Annotated in this window: 14 protein-coding genes and 1 pseudogene; 5 read left to right on the top strand and 10 right to left on the bottom strand. The window is 67.3% G+C overall.

Annotated features, from left to right (window positions below):
- Window positions 1-2: 2 nt before the first annotated feature.
- From GC150_03065 to GC150_03055, 3 genes are read right to left on the bottom strand one after another with little or no spacing between them, the layout of a single operon-like run.
- A complete protein-coding gene (locus GC150_03065; protein ID MBI1383875.1) occupies window positions 3-1,253 on the bottom strand; it encodes a methyltransferase domain-containing protein in 1,251 nt (416 codons plus the stop codon).
- Window positions 1,250-2,059, bottom strand: coding sequence for a DUF1365 family protein (locus tag GC150_03060; protein MBI1383874.1), 810 nt, complete (start codon window positions 2,057-2,059; stop codon window positions 1,250-1,252). Before GC150_03060 ends, GC150_03065 begins: the two co-directional genes overlap by 4 nt.
- A gap of 14 nt (window positions 2,060-2,073) precedes the next feature.
- Window positions 2,074-3,447 (bottom strand): FAD-dependent oxidoreductase, encoded by a 1,374-nt coding sequence (locus GC150_03055; GenBank protein ID MBI1383873.1) that lies wholly within the window; start codon window positions 3,445-3,447, stop codon window positions 2,074-2,076.
- A 273-nt stretch (window positions 3,448-3,720) separates the two neighbouring features.
- Here GC150_03055 and GC150_03050 point away from each other — a divergent pair, with 273 nt between their 5' ends.
- On the top strand, window positions 3,721-5,508 hold the full coding sequence (locus tag GC150_03050; GenBank protein MBI1383872.1) for a glutathione-regulated potassium-efflux system protein KefB: 1,788 nt from the start codon (window positions 3,721-3,723) through the stop codon (window positions 5,506-5,508).
- Between the two features lie 235 nt (window positions 5,509-5,743).
- A complete protein-coding gene (locus GC150_03045) occupies window positions 5,744-6,322 on the top strand; it encodes a hypothetical protein (GenBank protein ID MBI1383871.1) in 579 nt (192 codons plus the stop codon).
- A gap of 102 nt (window positions 6,323-6,424) precedes the next feature.
- On the opposite strand, the gene GC150_03040 is transcribed toward GC150_03045, so the two are convergent.
- Together GC150_03040 and GC150_03035 are read right to left on the bottom strand one after the other, a co-directional pair.
- Window positions 6,425-7,105 (bottom strand): 5-formyltetrahydrofolate cyclo-ligase, encoded by a 681-nt coding sequence (locus GC150_03040; protein MBI1383870.1) that lies wholly within the window; start codon window positions 7,103-7,105, stop codon window positions 6,425-6,427.
- Between the two features lie 2,067 nt (window positions 7,106-9,172).
- A pseudogene (locus GC150_03035) lies at window positions 9,173-10,027 on the bottom strand (protein kinase).
- A gap of 357 nt (window positions 10,028-10,384) precedes the next feature.
- Here GC150_03035 and GC150_03030 point away from each other — a divergent pair.
- From GC150_03030 to GC150_03020, 3 genes are all read left to right on the top strand, one after another.
- Complete coding sequence (locus tag GC150_03030; GenBank protein MBI1383869.1) at window positions 10,385-11,176, top strand: FHA domain-containing protein; 792 nt, start codon at window positions 10,385-10,387, stop codon at window positions 11,174-11,176.
- Window positions 11,173-11,994 carry a SpoIIE family protein phosphatase gene (locus GC150_03025; protein MBI1383868.1) on the top strand — a complete coding sequence of 274 codons (822 nt, stop codon included), beginning with the start codon at window positions 11,173-11,175 and terminating at the stop codon, window positions 11,992-11,994. The genes GC150_03030 and GC150_03025 overlap by 4 nt, the downstream gene beginning before the upstream one ends.
- A gap of 111 nt (window positions 11,995-12,105) precedes the next feature.
- Window positions 12,106-13,722, top strand: a complete 1,617-nt coding sequence (locus GC150_03020; protein MBI1383867.1) for a methyltransferase — start codon at window positions 12,106-12,108, stop codon at window positions 13,720-13,722.
- 21 nt (window positions 13,723-13,743) lie between these two features.
- Here GC150_03020 and GC150_03015 read toward each other — a convergent pair whose 3' ends face one another.
- From GC150_03015 to ald, 5 genes are all read right to left on the bottom strand, one after another.
- Window positions 13,744-14,931 carry an AAA family ATPase gene (locus GC150_03015; protein MBI1383866.1) on the bottom strand — a complete coding sequence of 396 codons (1,188 nt, stop codon included), beginning with the start codon at window positions 14,929-14,931 and terminating at the stop codon, window positions 13,744-13,746.
- Window positions 14,932-15,061: 130 nt separating this feature from the next.
- Window positions 15,062-15,802 (bottom strand): TSUP family transporter, encoded by a 741-nt coding sequence (locus tag GC150_03010; GenBank protein MBI1383865.1) that lies wholly within the window; start codon window positions 15,800-15,802, stop codon window positions 15,062-15,064.
- Window positions 15,803-15,901: 99 nt separating this feature from the next.
- Complete coding sequence (xsc, locus tag GC150_03005; protein ID MBI1383864.1) at window positions 15,902-17,680, bottom strand: sulfoacetaldehyde acetyltransferase; 1,779 nt, start codon at window positions 17,678-17,680, stop codon at window positions 15,902-15,904.
- Window positions 17,681-17,755: 75 nt separating this feature from the next.
- Entirely contained in the window at window positions 17,756-18,067 is a 312-nt protein-coding gene (locus tag GC150_03000; protein ID MBI1383863.1) for a cupin domain-containing protein, read from the bottom strand.
- Window positions 18,067-19,179, bottom strand: coding sequence for an alanine dehydrogenase (ald, locus tag GC150_02995; protein MBI1383862.1), 1,113 nt, complete (start codon window positions 19,177-19,179; stop codon window positions 18,067-18,069). The genes GC150_03000 and ald overlap by 1 nt, the downstream gene beginning before the upstream one ends.
- Window positions 19,180-19,186: the final 7 nt, after the last annotated feature.

Below are 19,186 nucleotides of genomic sequence, written 5' to 3'. Positions count from 1 at the left end.
GATCAGCGGGCGTGCGAGAGAACGTAAATGCCGACGTCGATGGTGCGGCGCTCGAAGCCGACGGCACAATATGTGAGATAATAATCCCACATGCGCCGGAAGCGCTCGTCGAAGCCCAAGTCGCGGATTTCGCTCCAGCGCGAGAGGAACGAGCGACGCCAGCGCCAGAGGGTCTCGGCGTAACTCGAGGCAAAGCAGAGATCGACGGAGACCGAGAGGCCGGCCCTGCCGGCGCCTTCGCGCAGTTCGCGCACGGTCGGAAGCACACCGCCCGGAAAGATGAAATGCTGAATGAAGTCGGGAGCGCGGCGGTAGCTCGCGGCGAGTTCCTCGCTGATCGTGATCGCCTGGATCGCGGCGCGCGCCCCGGGACGCAGCCGCTCGCAGACGACGCCGAAATACTCCGGCCAGTGTTCGCGACCGACCGCCTCGATCATCTCGATCGAGGCGATCCCGTCGTATCGGCCGCTGGTGTCGCGATAGTCGAGAAGCTCGATCCGGGACCGCCCGGCGAGACCCTGGCGCGCGAGGCGCTCGCGGGCGAACGCGAGTTGCTCGCTCGAAAGCGTGATGCCATGGACCTCGAGGCCGAGATCGCGGCAGGCAACCTCGGCAAAGCCGCCCCAACCACAGCCGATTTCGAGAATGCGGCCACCCGGCGGGCAGGCGATGGCGTCGGCGACCCGGCGGTATTTGCGCAACTGCGCCTCAGCGAGAGGCTCATCGGCCCGGGCAAAGAGCGCGCTCGAGTATGTCATGGAGGGATCGAGCCACCGGGAATAGAACGCATTGCCGAGATCGTAGTGGGCGGCGATGTTGCGACGGCTGCCCTCGCGCGTGTTGGCGTTCGCGACATGGGCACGGGTGTCGCTGGCCCGCACGCGAAAGAGGCCCGCGCCGGCGCCGACCAGGGCCGTCTTGTTGTCGATGAAGAACCGAAAGACCTCGGCGAGATCGGGCGTCGTCCATTCGCCGCGAAGGTAGCTCTCGGCGATGCCGATGGTGCCGCGGGAGAGGGAACGGGTGAGAAAACCAAGGCCGTGAACATGAATGACCGCATCGGCGCCTCCGGTGCGGCCGATGAAGGTGCGGCGAACGCCGGGGCCAAGTACGAGGGTCAGGCTGCCGCGATCGAGATTGTTCAGCAACCGGCCCGTCGCCACCAACGCGAGGCGGGCGATGAAGCCCGGAACCGGCAGATGCGGACCGTCGTCGACGGTTCCGGCCAATGGCTCCCTCAATAACTCCGTCATCGTGGTTCACGCAGCACGGGTTGGTCGGTTCGCGGCGCCTCGCAACGGCCTGCCGCCGCCGGTCGACGCCGCACCAGCTTCATTCCTTTGAGCCAGAGGCGCAATGCCTCCCAGTGGATGGCTGCCATCACCTTGAGGGTCATCAGCGGCCGGCGCACCAGGAGAGCGAGGAGGACGCGGTCGGTCAAGGGGCGCCGGTCACCCGCAAAGTGCGCCTTGAGGAGGGGCCCCGCGCCGTCGCGCAGAAGGACGCCCACCACCACGCGCTCGCCGGGCGCCTCGACATGGAAGGTATATCGACCATGCGCCTCGTTGAACGGCGAGACGTAGAGGCGCTTCTGGCAGGCTTGATAGAGACGACCGTCCGGACCGGCGTCCGCCGCGAGCACATAGGTCGTGCGCTCGCCGAAGGTGTTCGAGACCTCGTAGGCGGTGGCGATCACCCGACCCGCCGCATCGACCGCGAAATAGGTGGTGATCGGATTGAAGACATAGCCGAGGACGCGCGGGTAGCAGAGTGCGAGGATGCGGCAATCACCCGTCTCGATCCCCTCGTTGCGCATCGCCTCGCGCACGACGTCGGCGAGCCGGCGGGAACGGGGCTCGCCATCGGCGGAGCCGTCGGCGTGGTCGCGCTCGTGGAAAGCGATGAGGTTCGGGCGATTGACCGAGAACAACCGGCAGCCGGAAGCGATCTCGTCCAGGCGGTCGAGGTCCAGGAGCAGCGTGAAGACACCGTAAGAGAGCGCGTGCGGGCGGGGGCGCAGGCGCTTGTGCACCACCTCCCCGACATAGACCGCCGCCATGGCGACCGGATCGTTCACGCAACGCCACTCCTTGCCGGCACCCGCGTGCGCTCCCGCGCGACGGCCGGTGCCGTCACATGCACCCGCGCCTTGCCCGGATCCACGCGCCAGGGCCGCTTCAGATTGCCGAGCTGCTCGGCGACCGCGAGGCCGCTCTCGCAGCCATCCTCATGGAACCCATAACCGAAATAGCTGCCGCAATACCAGGTCCGGTTCGCACCCTGGAGCGACCAGAGCCGCTTCTGAGCCGCCAGGGTAGCGGCGTCGAACTCGGGGTGGCGATATTCTCCGGTCCAGTGCACGAGATCGGCGCGCGGCTCGCGGGGCGGATTGAGGGAGACGAAATAGGGCTGCTGCGTGGCGAGCGGTTGCAGCGCGTTCATCCAGTAGGTGACGCCGATCGTCCGGTCCCTGTCGGCGCCGGCATCGAGGTAGTTCCAGGCGGACCAGACGCGCCTGCGGGTCGGCATCAGCGCGGGATCGCCGTGCAGCACGGCACGGTTCGCCGAATACCGGAAGGCGGACAGGAGACGCCGCTCCTCGGGCGCCGGGCTGGCGAGGAGGCCGAGCATCCGGTCGGCGTGGCCGGCGAGAACCACCTGATCGAATTCCTCACGCGCACCGCCCGCCGTTACGACACGAACGAATGGGCCCGGGCGCTCGATGCGCGCGACGGGGGTCGACAGCCGCGTCGGTCCGGAGATTTTCTCCAGGATGCGCGAAACGTAGCGGGCGGAACCGCCGGGGATCGTCTGCCACTGCGGGCGATTGCGCAGGCGCAGCAGGCCATGGTTGGCGAAAAAGCGCAGGAAGCTCTCGGCCGGGAAGTCCATGACGCGCGCGCTCGGGGTCGACCAGATGGCCGCCGCCATGGGGAGTATATGTCGATCCCTGAAGGAAGACGAAAACCCGCGCCGCTCGAGATATTCCGCAAGTGAACAGCCGGCGGCGATGCCATCAGTCAAATCGCGCTCGGCGCGGCGGAAAAAGCGCAAGAGGTCCCGGACCATGCGCCAGTGGTCGGCGCGAACGATGTTGCCAGGCTGGGCGAAGAGCCCGGCGAGACCGTCGCCCGAGTACTCGTACGCCCCGGCGCCGAGGCAGACGGAAAAGGACATCCGGGTCGCCGCCCCTTCGATCCCGAGCGCGGCGAGCAGGTTGACGAGGTTCGGATAGCTCGCGCGATTGTAGACAATGAAGCCGGTGTCGATCGCGACGGGTCCCCCGGGCTCCTCGACGGTCACGGTGTTCGAATGTCCACCGGCGCGCGGCGCCGCCTCGAACAATGTGACATGATGGCGCTCGGACAGCAGCCAGGCCGCCGAAAGTCCGGAAATGCCCGTTCCGACGACGGCTACTTTCAATTGCGACATGTTGGGGGGTTCCATTCAGACGTGCTTTGCTGAATTGCTACGGCAGGGCGTCGGGATCGGATCGCCGAGCACGCGAGGGCGGCGACGAGGCAATTCACGTGGTCGATCCCCGCGATATCTGCCGTGGTCGGGCCTGGGGCCACAGGCCGCACGTGGTGGCGGGTTCGTCAAGGGTCCGTCACGGTCTTCGGATAGCTGACACGCGCGCCTTCGTCCGGCGCCGGGTGGTATGCACGGCGCGGGCGGTGGACCGTCGCGACAAGCGGGGAGAGGCGGGTGAAGGACAGTTTGCTCCTCGAGGCGGTCGTTTATCTGGCCGCGGCCGTGTTCGCGGCACCTGCTGCGCGGCTGCTGCGGATCGGCTCGGTGCTCGGCTATCTGGCGGCCGGTGTGCTCATCGGACCGTTCGGACTCGGCTTCGTCTATGGCCTCTACGAGGTCAAGGGCATTCTGCATTTCGCCGAACTCGGCGTCGTCATGCTGCTGTTCCTGATCGGTCTCGAATTGAAGCCGAGACGGCTCTGGTCGATGCGGCGCTCGGTGTTCGGTGGCGGTGCCATGCAGCTGGTGCCGACCACGATGGCGCTGCTCGCAGCCGGGCTCCTCTTCGGCGTCCCGATCGGCGCGGCCGTCATCCTGGCGATGGCGCTCTCGCTTTCCTCCACGGCGTTCGTGCTGCAAATCCTCGAGGAACGGCGCGAACTGCAGACCCGGCACGGGCGCCTGTCCTTTGCAATTCTGCTGCTGCAGGACATCGCCGCCATCCCGATGATCGCGCTGGTGGCGGCACTCGGCGCCCGCACTCAGGGCATGGATGCGGTCGGCGCGATAAAGGGCATCGCTATCGTGGCCGCGGTGGTTGGGGTCGGCCACTACGTGCTGCCGCACATCTACCGGCTGGTCGCCTCGTCGGGCGTGCGGGAATCCATGACCGCAACGGCGCTCCTCACGGTGGTCGGCGTCGCACTTCTCATGGAGATGGCGGGGCTGTCGGCCGCGCTCGGTGCATTCCTTGCCGGGCTTCTGCTCGCCGAATCCGAGTTCCGCCATCAGATCCAGGCCGACATCCAACCGTTCGAGGGGCTCCTGCTCGGGCTCTTCTTCACCGCCATCGGCATGACCATCGACTTTCGCATCCTCGCCCAGCAACCCACGCTGGTGCTGCTGCTGGTGGTCGGGCTGGTGGCCGTCAAAGGCGTCGTCCTCTATGCCACGGGTCGCCAACAGGGCCTCAGCCACGCCGAATCGCGACGGCTCGCTGTGGCATTGGCGCAGGGCGGCGAATTCGCCTTCGTCATCATGACGTCCGCCGTCGGTGGTGGGCTTCTCGATCGCAAACTCGCCGACCTGCTCACCCTCGTCGTCACGATCTCGATGGCGCTGACACCGCTTCTGCTCGTGCTGGAGGAGCGCCTTCGTCGCATTGCGGGCAAAGGGGGGCAGGACGAATTCGAAAGCATGCCAGAGGCCGACAGTCACGTCGTCATTGCCGGTTTCGGGCGCTTCGCGCAGATCGTCGCGCGCATCCTCAAGGCCAAGGGAATCCCGTTCACTGCCCTCGAAGCCTCGGTGCAGCAAGTCAAGCTGGTGCGGGCCTTCGGCAGCGAGGCCTACTATGGCGACACCAGCCGCCTGGACATCCTCAACGCCGCCAACACACGCAGTGCCCGCGCTTTCGTGCTCGCGGTGGACGACGTCGAACGATCACTCAAGACGGCCGAAGTGATGCGCACGCACTTTCCACACGTGCCCGTCTACGCGCGGGCACACGATCGCGAACACGCACACAAGCTCATGGACCTCGGGGTCCATCTGTTGCAGCGCGAAGCCTTCCACTCCGCCGTGGCGCTGGCGCACGATGTCCTGCGCGGGCTCGGCATCAGCGAGCGGGAGGCGCGCCGGACGGTCGAAACATTCGCGGCCTACGACCAGCGGCGCCTCATCGAGGAGCACGAGCACTACCAGGATGCCGAGAAACTGCGCGAGGGCGCCCGCAAGGCGACGGCCGATCTCGAAAAACTGTTCCGGGAGGACGCCGAGGTCGAACAGGCGCTGGCCGCTCGGGAGGACCGGTGAAGCCCTGCGTTCATGCCACCTCGAGGCGCCGGCAACCGCGAATTCGCCTCTCGTTCCTCCAATCGCGGAACGGCGTGGCCGTCCCTGTCGCATCGCTCCTGCCGGAGCACGACGGCCGGGGATGTGGACATCGTCACACCACTTTGATGATCCAAGGTGGCAACTTGCGTGTATGATGGCGGTTCAATCACGCCGATGAAGATTCCTCGTTTCTGAACGCTCAATGGAGAGCCGTATGGCATCGACTTCGAAAGCACTCGGCCAATTGGCGATTTGTGGCGCCGTTGCCGCCATCGTCGGGATCGGCGCCCTCGCGACGTCGGGCCAGCCGGTGGCCGCAAAGGGCGAGACGCCGAGCACCACCACGACGACCATACCCGAACCCTGCCGGCAGTACGCCGAGGGCTCGGAAAAGCAGAAGCGCTGCATCAAGCGCCACACCTCGCAGCTGAGCCCCGAGGACATCTATGCGGTGGGCTACTGGATGGCGATGCGGGGCGAATACGCGGACGCCGTGACGACGCTGAAGCAGGCCGAGCACACCAACGACCCCCGCGTGCTGACGTACATCGGCTTTTCCATGCGTAAACTCGGCGACGTGGACGGAGCCTTCGGCTACTACGCCCGCGCGCTCAGCATCGATCCGAACTACGTGGTCGCGCGCGAGTACCTCGGCGAGGCGCACCTGATGAAGGGCGACGTCGTCGCCGCGCTCGGTGAGCTCGAGCAGATCAAGACGATCTGCGGGACGAGCTGCGAGGAATACACGATGCTCGAGAAGGCGATCGCCGAGCATCGTCGCCAAGCCTCCTGATCCGCCGCAGTGATTGCAGCCGTCCGATGCGCGCGAGCATCGGGCGGCTGTTTCTTTTCGGGGTGATTCCTGCTGGCCTGCCGCACGGATGTGCAATAGCCTTCAGGCCGGGCGTCGGCGCACCGGCTGACCCGCGACGACGATCCAATCCATTGGAATATCATGGAGTTGCGGGTAGATCGTCGGGATCTCCGCGACGTGGAAGCCGACTCCGATCGCCAGCGCCGGCCGGCCGAGGCGAGCCAGTTGCGCGAGTGTGCGATCGAAGAACCCACCCCCATAGCCGAGCCGGTAGCAAGCCGGATCGCAGCCGACGAGCGGAGCGATGACCACGGTCGGCAGCAGCGTTGGCGCGGTCTCCGCCGGGATCGGGATGCCCCAAACACCTCTCGTCATCGCGCAACCCGGGGTCCATTCGCGGAACACCAGCGGGGTCGCCTTGGCCACGACCACCGGCAGCGCGACGCGCAGACCGCGCGCAACGGCCCGCGCCATCCAAGTGCGCAGGTCCGGCTCACCGCGGAACGGCCAATAGAGGCTGACGACGACGTCGCCGCTCGATGGAAGCAGATCGTCCAGGGCGCGGGCGATTTCGCCCGATCCCGCTTCGCGCTCGGTGGGCGAAAGGGCGAGACGGGCGGCGATCAGACGCTCGCGCTCGGCCTTGCGCCAGCGCGCGACGTCCAGCCATGCACCGTCGCCCGCCAAGCCGGCGTATGCCGGATCGATCTCATGTATGAAACAGGGGGGCGAGGCGTAGCCAGTCGGCGCACCGCTCTCCACCTCGCCGTCGTGGTCGTCATCGTTGCCGCCACCGCTCACGGATGCAGCTCCTTCGAACCGCTCAAGGGCGGCTTTGCCTTGACAGCCTCACGAGGCGCCCGGCGGCTGCTGGGCCAACCCCCAGATGCGGATCGACTCGTCGTCGCCCGCGCTCGCCAGCCAGGCACCATCACCGATGAGGGCGATGGCGCGGACAGCCGCAGTATGGCCGATGAACGTGTGCTCCAAACGGCCGCTCGCGAGATCCCACAATCTGATGGTGTGGTCCTCACTCGCACTGACGAGGTGACGGCCGTCCGGCGTGAACGCGAGCGCGGTGATGGTACCCTCGTGGCCGCTGAGGGTCTTGAGGCTGGCCGGCGAGTTCGGATCCCAGACCTTGATGGAGCGGTCGCGGCTGCCGGAAGCGATGAGCCCGGCCTCGCGCGCCCAGGCCAGCGCCGATACCCCGTCTGCATGGGCATGGAAGGTCTGCAGGACGCGGTTGCGGCGCAAACTGTAGATTCTGACGGCCGCGTCCTGTCCGCCGATGACCAATTCGTCCGCCGTCTGGGTGGCGGTCGCCATCGCGGTCACCGGTGAACCGGAATCCCGCATCGTGCGATAGCGTCCGCGCCCTAGATCGTAGAGGCGGAGCGAGCCATCGGCGATCGCGGCCACGGCATGGTCCCGCCGGCCATCTCTGAGGAGAGCGACTGCAGTAATGGCGCCACCCTCCCCGCCGCGGATCGCCCGGGTCCCGCCGGTTCGGCGGTCCACGACATCGAGCGCGCCCGTCGCACGGCCGACCAACAACTGGAGCGCGTCGGTCTCGAGAGCAGTAATGCTTTCACCGTCGAGGCGGAGATGCTGCGGCTTCTCCGAGCCCTCGAGATCCCAGATCAGCATGCCCTGCGCGCTGTCGATCGAGATCAGTCGGCGGTCCGCTGACCCGTATGCCAGGGCGAGAACCGGTGCCTCGTGGCCGCGTAGCGTGCGCGCCAGGCCAACCGCGCTCGGTCCGGCATCGAGCGAAATACCGACGGCGGCCGTCGGAATGATGTTGGGTTGCGATATGAGGCCGGGCATCTTGACGGCGAAAAAGACGATCCCGCCGAAGAGGGCGAGGCGAACTCCGGTGCGCAAACCCGCGCGCGTCGCCGCGCCGAGACGCGCCTCGAAGGCGGACCAGCGCATCTGGCGTTCCAACCGGCGTTCGGCACGGCGGGCGGCAGCCTGCTCCCGGCTGGCGAGGCGCTTGGCCTCGCGGGCGGCGGCGGCGGCACGCGCTTCGACGGCCTTTGCGGCGTTGAGACGGGCCGCCTCGATCTCGGCCTCGACGCGTGCAACGCTCGCCTGCAACTCCTCGTCGAACCGCGACGAGGGCATGGTCGCTCCGGCCACCGGGGCAGACGGCCCGCTGTCGATGGGCCGAGCGGCCTGAGCGGGCGGGGCAGGCCGGTGTGTCGGCTCGTCGAAGGCACTCGCTGCCCCCTGGAGCTTGTCGGCGAGCGCGCGCGCGAGGCGGCCGGCGAGGCCGAGGCCAGCGGCCACAGCGGGCTGGGAGCGCGGCGGGCGGCTCAGTGAGCGGGGAACATCGGCTGGCGTGCCGAGCGGCGCACCGGGCGGAGCGGAGTTGACTGCCTCGCCCTCCCTTCCTGCCGGCGAAAGCGGGAATTCGCCGTCGGGCCGTGCGACGTCCACCGGGCGCTCGTGCCGCTTCCAGACCAGGGGCGGGGCGGCTCCGGTCTCGATCTTGCGGGTCTGCTGGGGTGGCATGCCGGCGGCGGGCGGATTGCGGGACGGGGCTCCGGTCTGCGTGCCAGCCGGCGGGCGGGCAGCGATCTGAGGCGGACTCGCGACGCTCGCCTGCGGGCTCTGTGCCTGCGAGCCTTGGGGCTGCGGGCCGGGGGCCGGCGCGTGGGCGTGAAGGTGGGTCGTATGAGCAGTCACCTCGACCGGGGACTTGCCATGGGTCTGGGCATGCGCCTGAGCTGGTCCTGGCGATGGGCTCGGGGCCAGCGCTCGCGCCTGCTGCGGCGCGCCGACGTAGACCCGTGGCGGCTCCGTCGGACCGAACAGCATGCGGCGCCAGGCAGCAATGGATTGCGGGCGGCTTTCGGCACGCACCATCAGCGCCTGGTCGATCGCCGCGAGAAATCCGGGCCGGTAGTCGCCTTGACCAACCGCGCGAGCCGGGCGGATCTCGCTGCCGGACATGCGCGAAGGGGCATCGAGCGGGCGCTCGCCGGTGATCGCGTGATAGAGCGTTGCCGCCAGGGCGTAAATGTCGGTCCAGGGCCCCTGGCGCTGGCCGCGCGAGGAATACTGCTCGAACGGTGAATACCCCGGCTTGACGATGGCGCTGACGGTGCGCGAGCGCTCGGCGAGATCGCCGCGCGCCGAGCCGAAGTCGATGAGGACGGGCGAACCGTCCGGCCGGATCAGGATGTTGTCGGGCGCAATGTCGCGGTGCAGGAAGTCGTTGGCGTGGAGCAGCTCGAGCGCGTCGAGCAAGGGCAAGAGGATGCTGTCGAGTTCCGACTGGAGCGGGCGACGGCCGAGATCGTCGAGCCAGCCCTTCAGGCTCCGCCCAGCCTCGAACTGCAGCACCATGTAGGCCGTATTGTTGGCGCGGAAGTAGCGGAACACGCGCACGATGTTGGGATGTTCGAAGCGGGCCAGCGCCTGAGCCTCGTCGACGAACCGCTCGAGGCCGGTGCGATAGTCGACTTCGCTCGACTGGGAGCGGCAGCGGACCATCGCGGCGCCCTCGCGCGCGGCGAATTCGCTCGGGAAATACTCCTTGATCGCGACATTGCGATCGAGCTGGAGGTCGCGCGCCAGATAGGTGATCCCGAAGCCGCCAGCGCCGAGCACCCGTTTCAGGCTGAAATCGCCGACGAGCTCGGTTCCCTGCGGCAATGCGAGCAGATGGTCCATGATCCCCCTGCCGTCCCGGCTCGGCCCTATTGCCTGGACCCCACGCAGCGTAGCGGCCTCGTTCAGGCCATGCCATACGATGATGGTGATTGCTGGCAACAGCAAATGGCCGAAGTAAGGAGATGTGCGCCATCGGTGTCGGACCGTCCACAGGCGGACGGGGGCCGGCGAGCGACGCTCGAGACGCCGAGGATGTCGGCGGCCCGGCGAACGCGACCGTGACAATTGGTCGCGACCGCCACAAGTTCGCCAACTGGCGCGGCAACAATTCGTGCTCGGGCCGGGAGTATGGCGGGGCTCAGCTCGATGGCGAAGACGCCGAGCCGGCGGCAGGCCGGATACCAGGGGGAGGTTGCGATGGCTGGTGACGATCGTCGAGCGGACGCGGGGGCGGGCGGACGCCCGGCGGCGACGCCCAACGCGCCCGGGGCCGCGGAAGAGCAGATGGTGGTGATCGCGCGGCGCGCCGACAAGCCACCTCGCCCGGTCGAGACACTCGCGCAACGACAGGATTCGCTTCGCCAGGCGCTCAATGCCGTCAACGACGCACTTGCCAACGAGGATGCCGATGCGGCAAACCGGGCCGAGGCGATCCAACAGCCCGCATCCAGCGAGTCGCACGCCGGCGGCTCCGCCGAGCGTGCGGTGCGGCCCGCCGCTCCGCCGCCAAGCAGCGGCGCCGAGGCGCGCCCGACGCCTCAGATCCGGGGAGACAGCAGCGCGATGAACGTTCCCAAGACCCAGATCATCCGAGGCCAGCGCCGTCCGACGCGGACCGATTTCCACCAGGAGCCGGTGGTTGCCTGGCTGGTGATCATCGGTGGACCGGGGCTCGGTGCGTTCCGACCGCTCTTTACCGGCAACAACACCATCGGGCGGGCGACCACGAACCGCGTGCCGATCGACTTCGGCGACGATTCGATTTCGAGCCAGGAGCAGGCCTACGTCCGCTACGATGCGGCGGACCGCGAATTCCTTTTCGTTCCCAACCTCTCGAAGACCAACGTCGTCTCGGTCAACGAGCACAAACCGACCTCGGCAGTGAAGCTCCAGCCCATTGACGTCATCACGATGGGCCAGACGCAGATGGTGTTCGTGCCGTTCTGCGGGGAAGACTTCGATTGGTCGGAGTTCGCCGATCTCGAATGAGCATCACGCATTTCGCCCATGCCAGTGCCGCGATCATCGGCGCCCGTGAAAACCAGGAGGATGCCTGCGGCTCCACCGTGCTCGCAGCCGACGGGAGCGATGCAGGGGCGCAAATGCTGGTCGCCGTCGTCGCCGACGGGATGGGCGGACATGCCGCGGGCGAGGAGGCCAGCCGGACGGCGGTCGAGGCCTTCCTCGACGTCATGCGACGCAGCACCGAAAGGGACCGCCGGTTCTCGGCCCTCGAGGCGGCCAACGCCGCCATCATGCAGCGGACGATCGAGGAACCGCAGTTCGACGGCATGGGCTGTACGCTGGTGTCGGCGGTCATCGATGCCGACGGGCTGCGCTGGGTCAGCGTTGGTGATTCGCTCCTCTATCTCTTCCGGAACGGTCGGCTGCGTCGCCTCAACGCCGACCATTCCATGGCACCGGTTCTCGACGACCTCGCCGAGCGCGGCCTCATGGACCGCCTCGAGGCCCGTCATTCGCCGCGACGACACCATCTGCGCTCGGCGCTCACGGGGCGCTCGATGGAAATGATCGACCTGCCGGACGAGCCGATCGCACTCGAGGCCAACGACTGCGTCCTGCTGGCAAGCGACGGACTGGAAACGTTGCCGGAAGGGGTCATCGAGGCGATCCTGCGTCGGCAGCAGGGGGAAGGCGCGGATCGAGTAGCGGATGCGCTGCTCGAGGCGGTCGCGGCCGCGGCCGAGCCCTACCAGGACAATGCCACGGTTTTCGTCGTTCAGGCCCGCGGCGACGGAGAATGCGCCGAGATCGAGCCGACACAGCCGCTGCCCCGCCGCGGCTGATCGGGAACTCCCAGGACGCCATTGGGCGTCGCATCCGGTCGCGCGCCGAAAGGCGAATTCTGCCACGAGATGATCGACGAATTGCGCGCGGCAAGGCCGACGCGGCGCGCCATGCCCGCGGCGCAACATGCGGGGCAAGGCGCATTGGCTCTGGAGGTTATCATGGCCGCGATCGAAGAGACGAGCGCTCGCAAGCGCAGGAGCGGGGGACGCGACGCGCGGCGGGAGCTTCGCTCTCAACCGCTGGCGGCGGACCTTGCTCCCGTGCGCGCCGGCCTCGAGGGCGGTCGCTTCCAGCCGCTCGATGCCGCCGCGCAAAAGCGCATCGCCGACGCGGTTTTCACGGTTCTGGAAGAGATCGGCTACGCCGACGCCATCCCGAGCTGCATCGAGGCGTGCACCGCGCGCGGCGCCATCTACGAAGGTGGCCGCCTCAAATTCCCGCGGGCGGTGGTCGAGGATGTGATCGCGGGCGCGGCCCGGCATTTCCCGCTCTACGGTCAGAGCGAGGAGCACGACCTGCACCCCATGGGGCGCAAGGTGCACTACGGAACCGCCGGGGCGGCGGTGCACGTGGTCGACCTCGAGACGCGCAGCTATCGCGAATCCTATCTCAAGGACATCTACGACGCAGGGCGCATCGTCGAGCTGATGGACAACATCCACTACTTCCAGCGCCCGATGGTGGCGCGCGACCTGCCTGACCCGCGCGATCTCGATTTCAATACCGTCTATGCGGCGGTATCGGCGACGCGAAAACACGTCGGCGCCAGCTTCGTTCTGCCCGAGCACGTCGACGAGACGATCGCCATGCTGCACATGGTGGCAGGCGGGGAGGACAAATGGCGGGCGCGGCCCTTCGTCTCGCAATCGAACTGCTTCGTCGTGCCGCCGCTGAAGTTCGCCGAGGACGCCTGCCGGTGTCTCGAAGCGGCGGTGCGGGGTGGCATGCCGGTGCTGTTGCTGTCGGCGGGTCAGGCGGGCGCGACGGCGCCGGCCGCGATAGCAGGTGCTGTGGTGCAGGCGGTCGCGGAAGTGCTCGGCGGGCTCGTCTACGTCAACGCGCTCGTGCCCGGCCACCCGGCAATTTTCGGGACGTGGCCATTCGTTTCCGACCTCAGAACCGGGGCGATGTCGGGCGGCTCGGGCGAGCAGGCGCTGCTGACGGCGGCGTGCGGGCAGATGGCGCAGTATTTCGATCTCCCTGGTGGCTCGGCGGCGGGCATGGCGGATTCCAAGCTGCCGGACGTCCAGGCCGGCTATGAAAAGGGCATCACCAACGTCATGGCCGGGCTCGCGGGCGTCAATCTCGTCTACGAGTCCGCCGGCATGCACGCCTCGCTGCTCGGCTTCTGCCTGGAAAGCCTCATCATCGACAACGACATGCTGGGGCAGTGCATGCGCTGCGTGCGCGGCATCGATGTCGGGGACGAGGCGCTCTCGGTCGAGACCATCCGCGACGTTTGTCTCTCCGGGCCCGGACACTACCTCGGGCACGGCCAGACTCTTTCGCTGATGCAGACGGAGTACATCTATCCCAAGATCGGCAACCGCATGAGCCCCAAGGAGTGGGACGAGGCGGGACGGCCGGACATCATCGAGACGGCCATCGCACGCAAGAAGGCGATTCTCTCGGATTTTCATCCTCGCCACATCCCGGTCGAGGTCGACGAGGCGATCCGCGCACGCTTTCCGGTGCGCCTGCCACGCTCGGCGATGGGGCGGTAGGCATGGCGCGGGGCCGCGGGCTCAGGCCGGTGGCACCTGTGGCATGACACGGCGCATGAACTGGTCGAACATCGGGACCGTGAACTCGGTGTCGCCGTGCGACGGCGAATAAATCATGCCCTTCTTGATGAGGCTGTTGCGGACCGGCCCGACCGACTGCACCTTGACACCGAGCAGGTCGGCGATGTCTCCGGAGCGATGCGCCCCCGGGCCAAACTCGGCGAGCGCACGCATGTAGCGCTTTTCCGACGGCGTGCAACGCTCGAAGCGAACCTTGAAAAAACTCTCGTCCAGCTCGGCGATCGCAGCCGCGGTCACGGCTGGCATGATCGCGATGTCGATCGGGCTCGCTTCGGCCGCGTTCCAGGCCTCATATCCCCACTGCTGGAGGAAATAGGGGTAGCGCTCCGTTACACGGAGGATTTCCGCAACGGCAGGCTCGGTGTATTCGACCCCCTCCGCACGCGCCGGATCAACGAGCGCAGTGCGCGCGTCCTCGGGCGTCAGCGGCCCGATCATGGGGAACCTGAACAGTCGCTCCGCGTAAGACTTGGAATTGCCCGCGAGGCCAAGCGTCTGCGGAAGGCCGGCGGCGACCAGCGCCAGCGGCAGGTTGCGCTGGTTGACGGCGTGGATGGCCATGATCAGCGCGCTGAACTCCTGCGACTTCAAATACTGGATCTCGTCGATGAGTATCGCAACCGGAGTTCCAGCCGCCTCGGCTGCCTGCGCGACCAGAACCATCAGCACGGGCAGGTCCGCCTCGACGTCGCCGCTGTCGGCGACACCCTGGTCCGAGCCCATGCCAATGCCGATGTCGATCTCGCCGATCGTGATCTTGATCGAGCGCACGAAACCCACGAGCGCCCGCAACGCCCTGCCGGACGCGGCCTTGGCCGCATGCATGCGGTTGAGGTTCAACAGGATTTCCCGCAACCTCGGCGCCAGAAGCTCGGGCAGGGACTTGCCTTCGTGCGCCTCGATGAGAACCGTCCGATAGTGGTGCTCCTCGGCGATTTCGCGCATACGGTTGAGCAGAACCGTCTTGCCGACACCGCGCAGGCCAACCAGGATCAGGCTCTGCGCCGCCCGGCCTCGAGCAATGCGTTGCAGGGCGATCGATGCCATGTCGAGCAACGCCGCGCGCCCGGCCAGTTCGGGGGGCTGCGTGCCGGCGCCGGGCGAGTAAGGATTGCGAACCGGGTCCATCGATCTCTAGCGAAGTTATGCGGTTATACGCGATTTCCGATATACTTGGATAACTACGCTATAGATGTCAATCCGACGACCTCTCACCGCGCCGCCGCGGCGGGCATTTCTCGATGGCCGCCCGGCCGGTTCAAATCAGCGATTTCGCGAGGCCGAGGCCGGCCAGGACGGCGAGCAGCGCGATCACCATGCGCCGGAAGCTCTCGGGCGGGGTCGACAGGAAGCGACGGCCGCCGAGGGTGACGCCGAGCACCATGAGCGGCAGCGCTAACAAAGCGGCAACGACGCTCTCGCGCGTGAAGACGCCGGCCAGCCAAAGCATCGGCAGGGCCGCGAGATCGATGGCGGTCAGATAGAAAATCATGGTCGCGCGGAAACGGCGGGCGGGGATCGCCTGAGCCGTCATGAAGAGCGCGACCGGGAGCCCACCGACAGCAGCGGCATTGGCAAAGCCCGAGACGAGGCCGACACCAAAGGTGCCGCCCGTCCCGATCGCGCGGCGCAACGTCCAGCCCATGAGCAGCGCCAGGGAGATGGCCAGGATGAAGCCCGAGATCACCAGCCGCAGGTGATCAACCGAAAGCAGCGTCAGCAGCGCCACGGCGAGCGGCAAGGCAACGACGGCGCCGGCGAGGAGGAGAAGCGTCAGACGCCGGTCGAGGTCGGGCCAGGCACGCGGCGCCTGGCCGACGGTCGCCGCGATCTCGAGGAGCATCACGACAGGTACGACGAGGAGCGGATTGGTGACGAAGGCGGACGCCGAGACGACGAGGGCGGAAAAGCCGAAGCCGGCGTAGCCACGCACGAAGCCCGCGCCGAGCACGGCGAGCGCGAGGAACGCCGCCCCCGCTTCACCGAGCCCGAGGGGCAATGCGGCAAATTCGCCCGTCACGCCCGCCGCCCTTCGATTCGATCCATTCGCCGCGGCGGTGGCCCGGGTTCACCCCGCTCCACCCGCCGTCCACGCTGATCAGGCGCCCTGCTGCGGGCGCATGTCCTCCCGGCGGATGCCGGCGACCCGAACCGGCCTCTTCATGGCGTCGCGACGGAACGGTTCGCCGAGTTCCTGGTTGAGGATCACCTCGATGAGGGTCGTGACCTTGGCGTTCATCTGAGCATCGATCGCGGTGCGCAGCGCCTCCGTCAGGGCCGCCATGGACGTCACCTGCACCCCTTTGAGGCCACAGCCCTCGGCGATGCGCGCATAGTTGACGTCGAGGTCGAGCTCGGTTCCGACGAAATTGTCGTCGAACCAGAGGGTGGAATTGCGCTTTTCCGCTCCCCACTGGTAGTTGCGGAAGATCACCATCGTTATGGCCGGCCATTCGTCGCGGCCGCAGGCGGTCAGCTCGTTCATCGAGATGCCGAAGGCGCCGTCGCCGGCGAAGCCCACGACAGGCACGTCGGGACAACCGATCTTGGCCCCGAGGATGGAGGGGAAACCGTAGCCGCAGGGGCCGAAAAGGCCAGGCGCCAGGTATTTCCGCCCCTTTTCGAAGGTCGGATAGGCGTTGCCGATGGCGCAGTTGTTGCCGATGTCGGAGGAAATGATCGCCTCCTTGGGCAGCGCCGCCTGGATGGCGCGCCAGGCCATGCGCGGCGACATGCGGTCCGGATGGGCGGCGCGGGCGCGCTCGTTCCAGGTGGTCCCCGGATCGTCGTCCTCGTGATCCATCGACGAAAGGGCCTGCAGCCAGGCAGACTTCGTCTTGTGGATCAGAGCCTTGCGCTCAGCGCGACCAGCGTCCCCCGCAGCCGGCGCGAGCCGCTGCAGGATCGCCTCGGCGACCTTGCGGGCATCGCCGCAAATGCCGACCGTCACCTTCTTGGTGAGGCCGATGCGATCGGGATTGATATCCACCTGGATGATCCGCGCGTCCTTCGGCCAGTAGTCGATGCCGTAGCCTGGAAGCGTCGAGAACGGGTTGAGCCGGGTGCCGAGCGCGAGCACGACGTCGGCCTTCGAGATCAGCTCCATGGCCGCGCGCGAACCGTTGTAGCCGAGCGGTCCGGCAAAGAGCGGGTGGGAGCCCGGAAAGGCGTCGTTGTGCTGGTAGCCGCAGCAGACCGGCGCATCGAGCCGTTCGGCGAGGAGGCGGCTCGCCTCGATGGCACCGCCGAGGACGACACCAGCGCCGTTGAGGATCACGGGAAAACGCGCCTCGGAAAGCAGACGGGCGGCATCGGCGACGGCGCTCTCGCCGCCGGCCGGGCGCTCGAGGCGAACGACTTGGGGCAGATCGATGTCGATCACCTGGGTCCAATAGTCGCGCGGCACGTTGATCTGGGCAGGGGCGCTCGCCCGCCATGCCTTCTCGATGACGCGGTTCAACACCTCGGCGATGCGGGACGGATCGCGCACCTCTTCCTGGTAGCAGACCATATCCTCGAAGAGGGCCATCTGCTCGATCTCCTGAAAGCCGCCCTGACCGATGGTGCGGTTGGCGGCCTGAGGGGTAACGAGCAGGAGTGGCGTGTGGTTCCAATAGGCGGTCTTGATGGGCGTTACGAAATTGGTGATGCCAGGCCCATTCTGCGCGATCGCCATGCACATCTTGCCGGTCGAGCGGGTGTAGCCGTCGGCCATCATTCCGGCGTTGCACTCGTGCGCGCAGTCCCAGAACGTGATGCCGGCTGCCGGAAAAATATCCGAGATCGGCATCATGGCCGAGCCGATGATGCCGAACGCCTGGTCGATCCCATGCATCTGGAGCACCTTGACAAAGGCCTCCTCGGTGGTCATGCGCACTTTGTTTTTCCTTCCCTGACAGGTGCCCGGCAGTGTTCGGCGCAGCGGCGCGCACGGCGCCACCACGATGGCCGGCTATTTGAATTCGACCTCGATGAAGACATAGTCCGCGTCACCCGCGTTGATGACGTCGTGCTCGACGCCAGCGGCGCGGTAGTAGGGCTCACCTGCCTTCATGGCGACGACGCGCTCGATGCCGCCCGGCTCGGCCAGCCGGACGCGCCCGTCGAGCATCGGCACCACCACGTAGTCACGCTCGTGGCGGTGCCATCCGGTGTTTTCACCGGGACGGAAACGCCATTCGGTCACCGTCGTGCGCTCGTTGTCGACGAGGACGCGGGCCGTGGCGCTACCGGGAGCAGCGTGGAAGGTTATTCCCGCAGACATCAGAGGACACTGTCCGGATCGACGAAGGCATAGCCAAGGGCCTCGGCGACGGCCGGGTGCGTGATCTTGCCTTCGTGCACGTTGAGGCCGTTCTTGAGATGAGGATTGTCCTTGAGGGCCTTGCGCCAGCCCTTGTCGGCAAGCGCCATCACGAACGGAAGCGTGGCGTTGTTGAGGGCATGGGCCGAGGTCTTGGGCACGGCACCGGGCATGTTGGCGACGCAATAGTGGATGACGCCATCGACGATGTAGGTCGGGTCGTCGTGCGTCGTCGGCTTGGAGGTCTCACAGCAGCCGCCCTGGTCGATGGCGACGTCGACGATCACCGAGCCGGTTTTCATCTTGGCGACCAGATCGCGCGTGACGAGCTTGGGTGCGGCCGCGCCGGGGATGAGAACGCCACCGATGACGAGGTCCGCTTCCATGCAGTGCTTCTCGATGGCGTCACGGGTGGAAAAGACGGTGTTGAGCGGGCGGCCGAACTGCATCCAGAGGGAGCGCAGCACGTCGACGCTGCGGTCGATCACCCAGACGTCGGCGCCCATGCCGAGGGCGATGTGGATGGCGTGGCGGCCGACGACGCCGCCGCCGATGACGACCACCTTCGCGGGATCGACCCCCGGCACGCCGCCGAGGAGAACACCGTGGCCGCCATGGGCCTTCTCGAGGAAGTAGGCCCCCGCCTGAATGGAGAGGCGGCCGGCGACCTCGGACATCGGTGCGAGCAGCGGCAGAGTGCCGGCAGAGGACGTCACGGTCTCGTAGGCGATGCAGGTGGCGCCACTGTCGACGAGGTCCTTGGTCTGGGCCGGATCGGGAGCAAGGTGCAGGTAGGTGAACAGCACCTGGCCCTTGCGCAGCATCTTGCGCTCCACGGCCTGGGGCTCTTTGACCTTCACGATCATGTCGGCCTTGGCGAAGACGTCGGCGGCAGTGGCGGCGATCTTTGCGCCGGCCTGCTCATAGACGGCATCCGTGATGCCGATGCCATCGCCCGCACCGGTTTCCACGAGGACGCTGTGGCCATGCGCTACGACCTCGCGCACGTTCGTCGGCGTCATGCCGACCCGGTACTCTCGAACCTTGATCTCTTTGGGTACGCCGATGAGCATGACCGCA

The sequence above is a fragment of the Hyphomicrobiales bacterium genome (assembly GCA_016125495.1).
GTDB lineage: Bacteria > Pseudomonadota > Alphaproteobacteria > Rhizobiales > RI-29 > RI-29.
Note: the sequence above shows the minus strand (reverse complement) of the source record. Positions and strands in the feature narration are given on the sequence as shown.

Coding starts and splice junctions, on each gene's coding strand:
- GC150_03055 (MBI1383873.1), bottom strand. CDS start 3,447: ATGGAACCCCCCAACATGTCGCAATTGAAAGTAGCCGTCGTCGGAACG.
- GC150_03000 (MBI1383863.1), bottom strand. CDS start 18,067: ATGTCTGCGGGAATAACCTTCCACGCTGCTCCCGGTAGCGCCACGGCC.
- ald (MBI1383862.1), bottom strand. CDS start 19,179: ATGCTCATCGGCGTACCCAAAGAGATCAAGGTTCGAGAGTACCGGGTC.
- GC150_03020 (MBI1383867.1), top strand. CDS start 12,106: ATGCCCGCGGCGCAACATGCGGGGCAAGGCGCATTGGCTCTGGAGGTT.
- GC150_03030 (MBI1383869.1), top strand. CDS start 10,385: ATGGCTGGTGACGATCGTCGAGCGGACGCGGGGGCGGGCGGACGCCCG.
- GC150_03015 (MBI1383866.1), bottom strand. CDS start 14,931: ATGGACCCGGTTCGCAATCCTTACTCGCCCGGCGCCGGCACGCAGCCC.
- GC150_03045 (MBI1383871.1), top strand. CDS start 5,744: ATGGCATCGACTTCGAAAGCACTCGGCCAATTGGCGATTTGTGGCGCC.
- GC150_03065 (MBI1383875.1), bottom strand. CDS start 1,253: ATGACGGAGTTATTGAGGGAGCCATTGGCCGGAACCGTCGACGACGGT.
- GC150_03025 (MBI1383868.1), top strand. CDS start 11,173: ATGAGCATCACGCATTTCGCCCATGCCAGTGCCGCGATCATCGGCGCC.
- GC150_03060 (MBI1383874.1), bottom strand. CDS start 2,059: ATGGCGGCGGTCTATGTCGGGGAGGTGGTGCACAAGCGCCTGCGCCCC.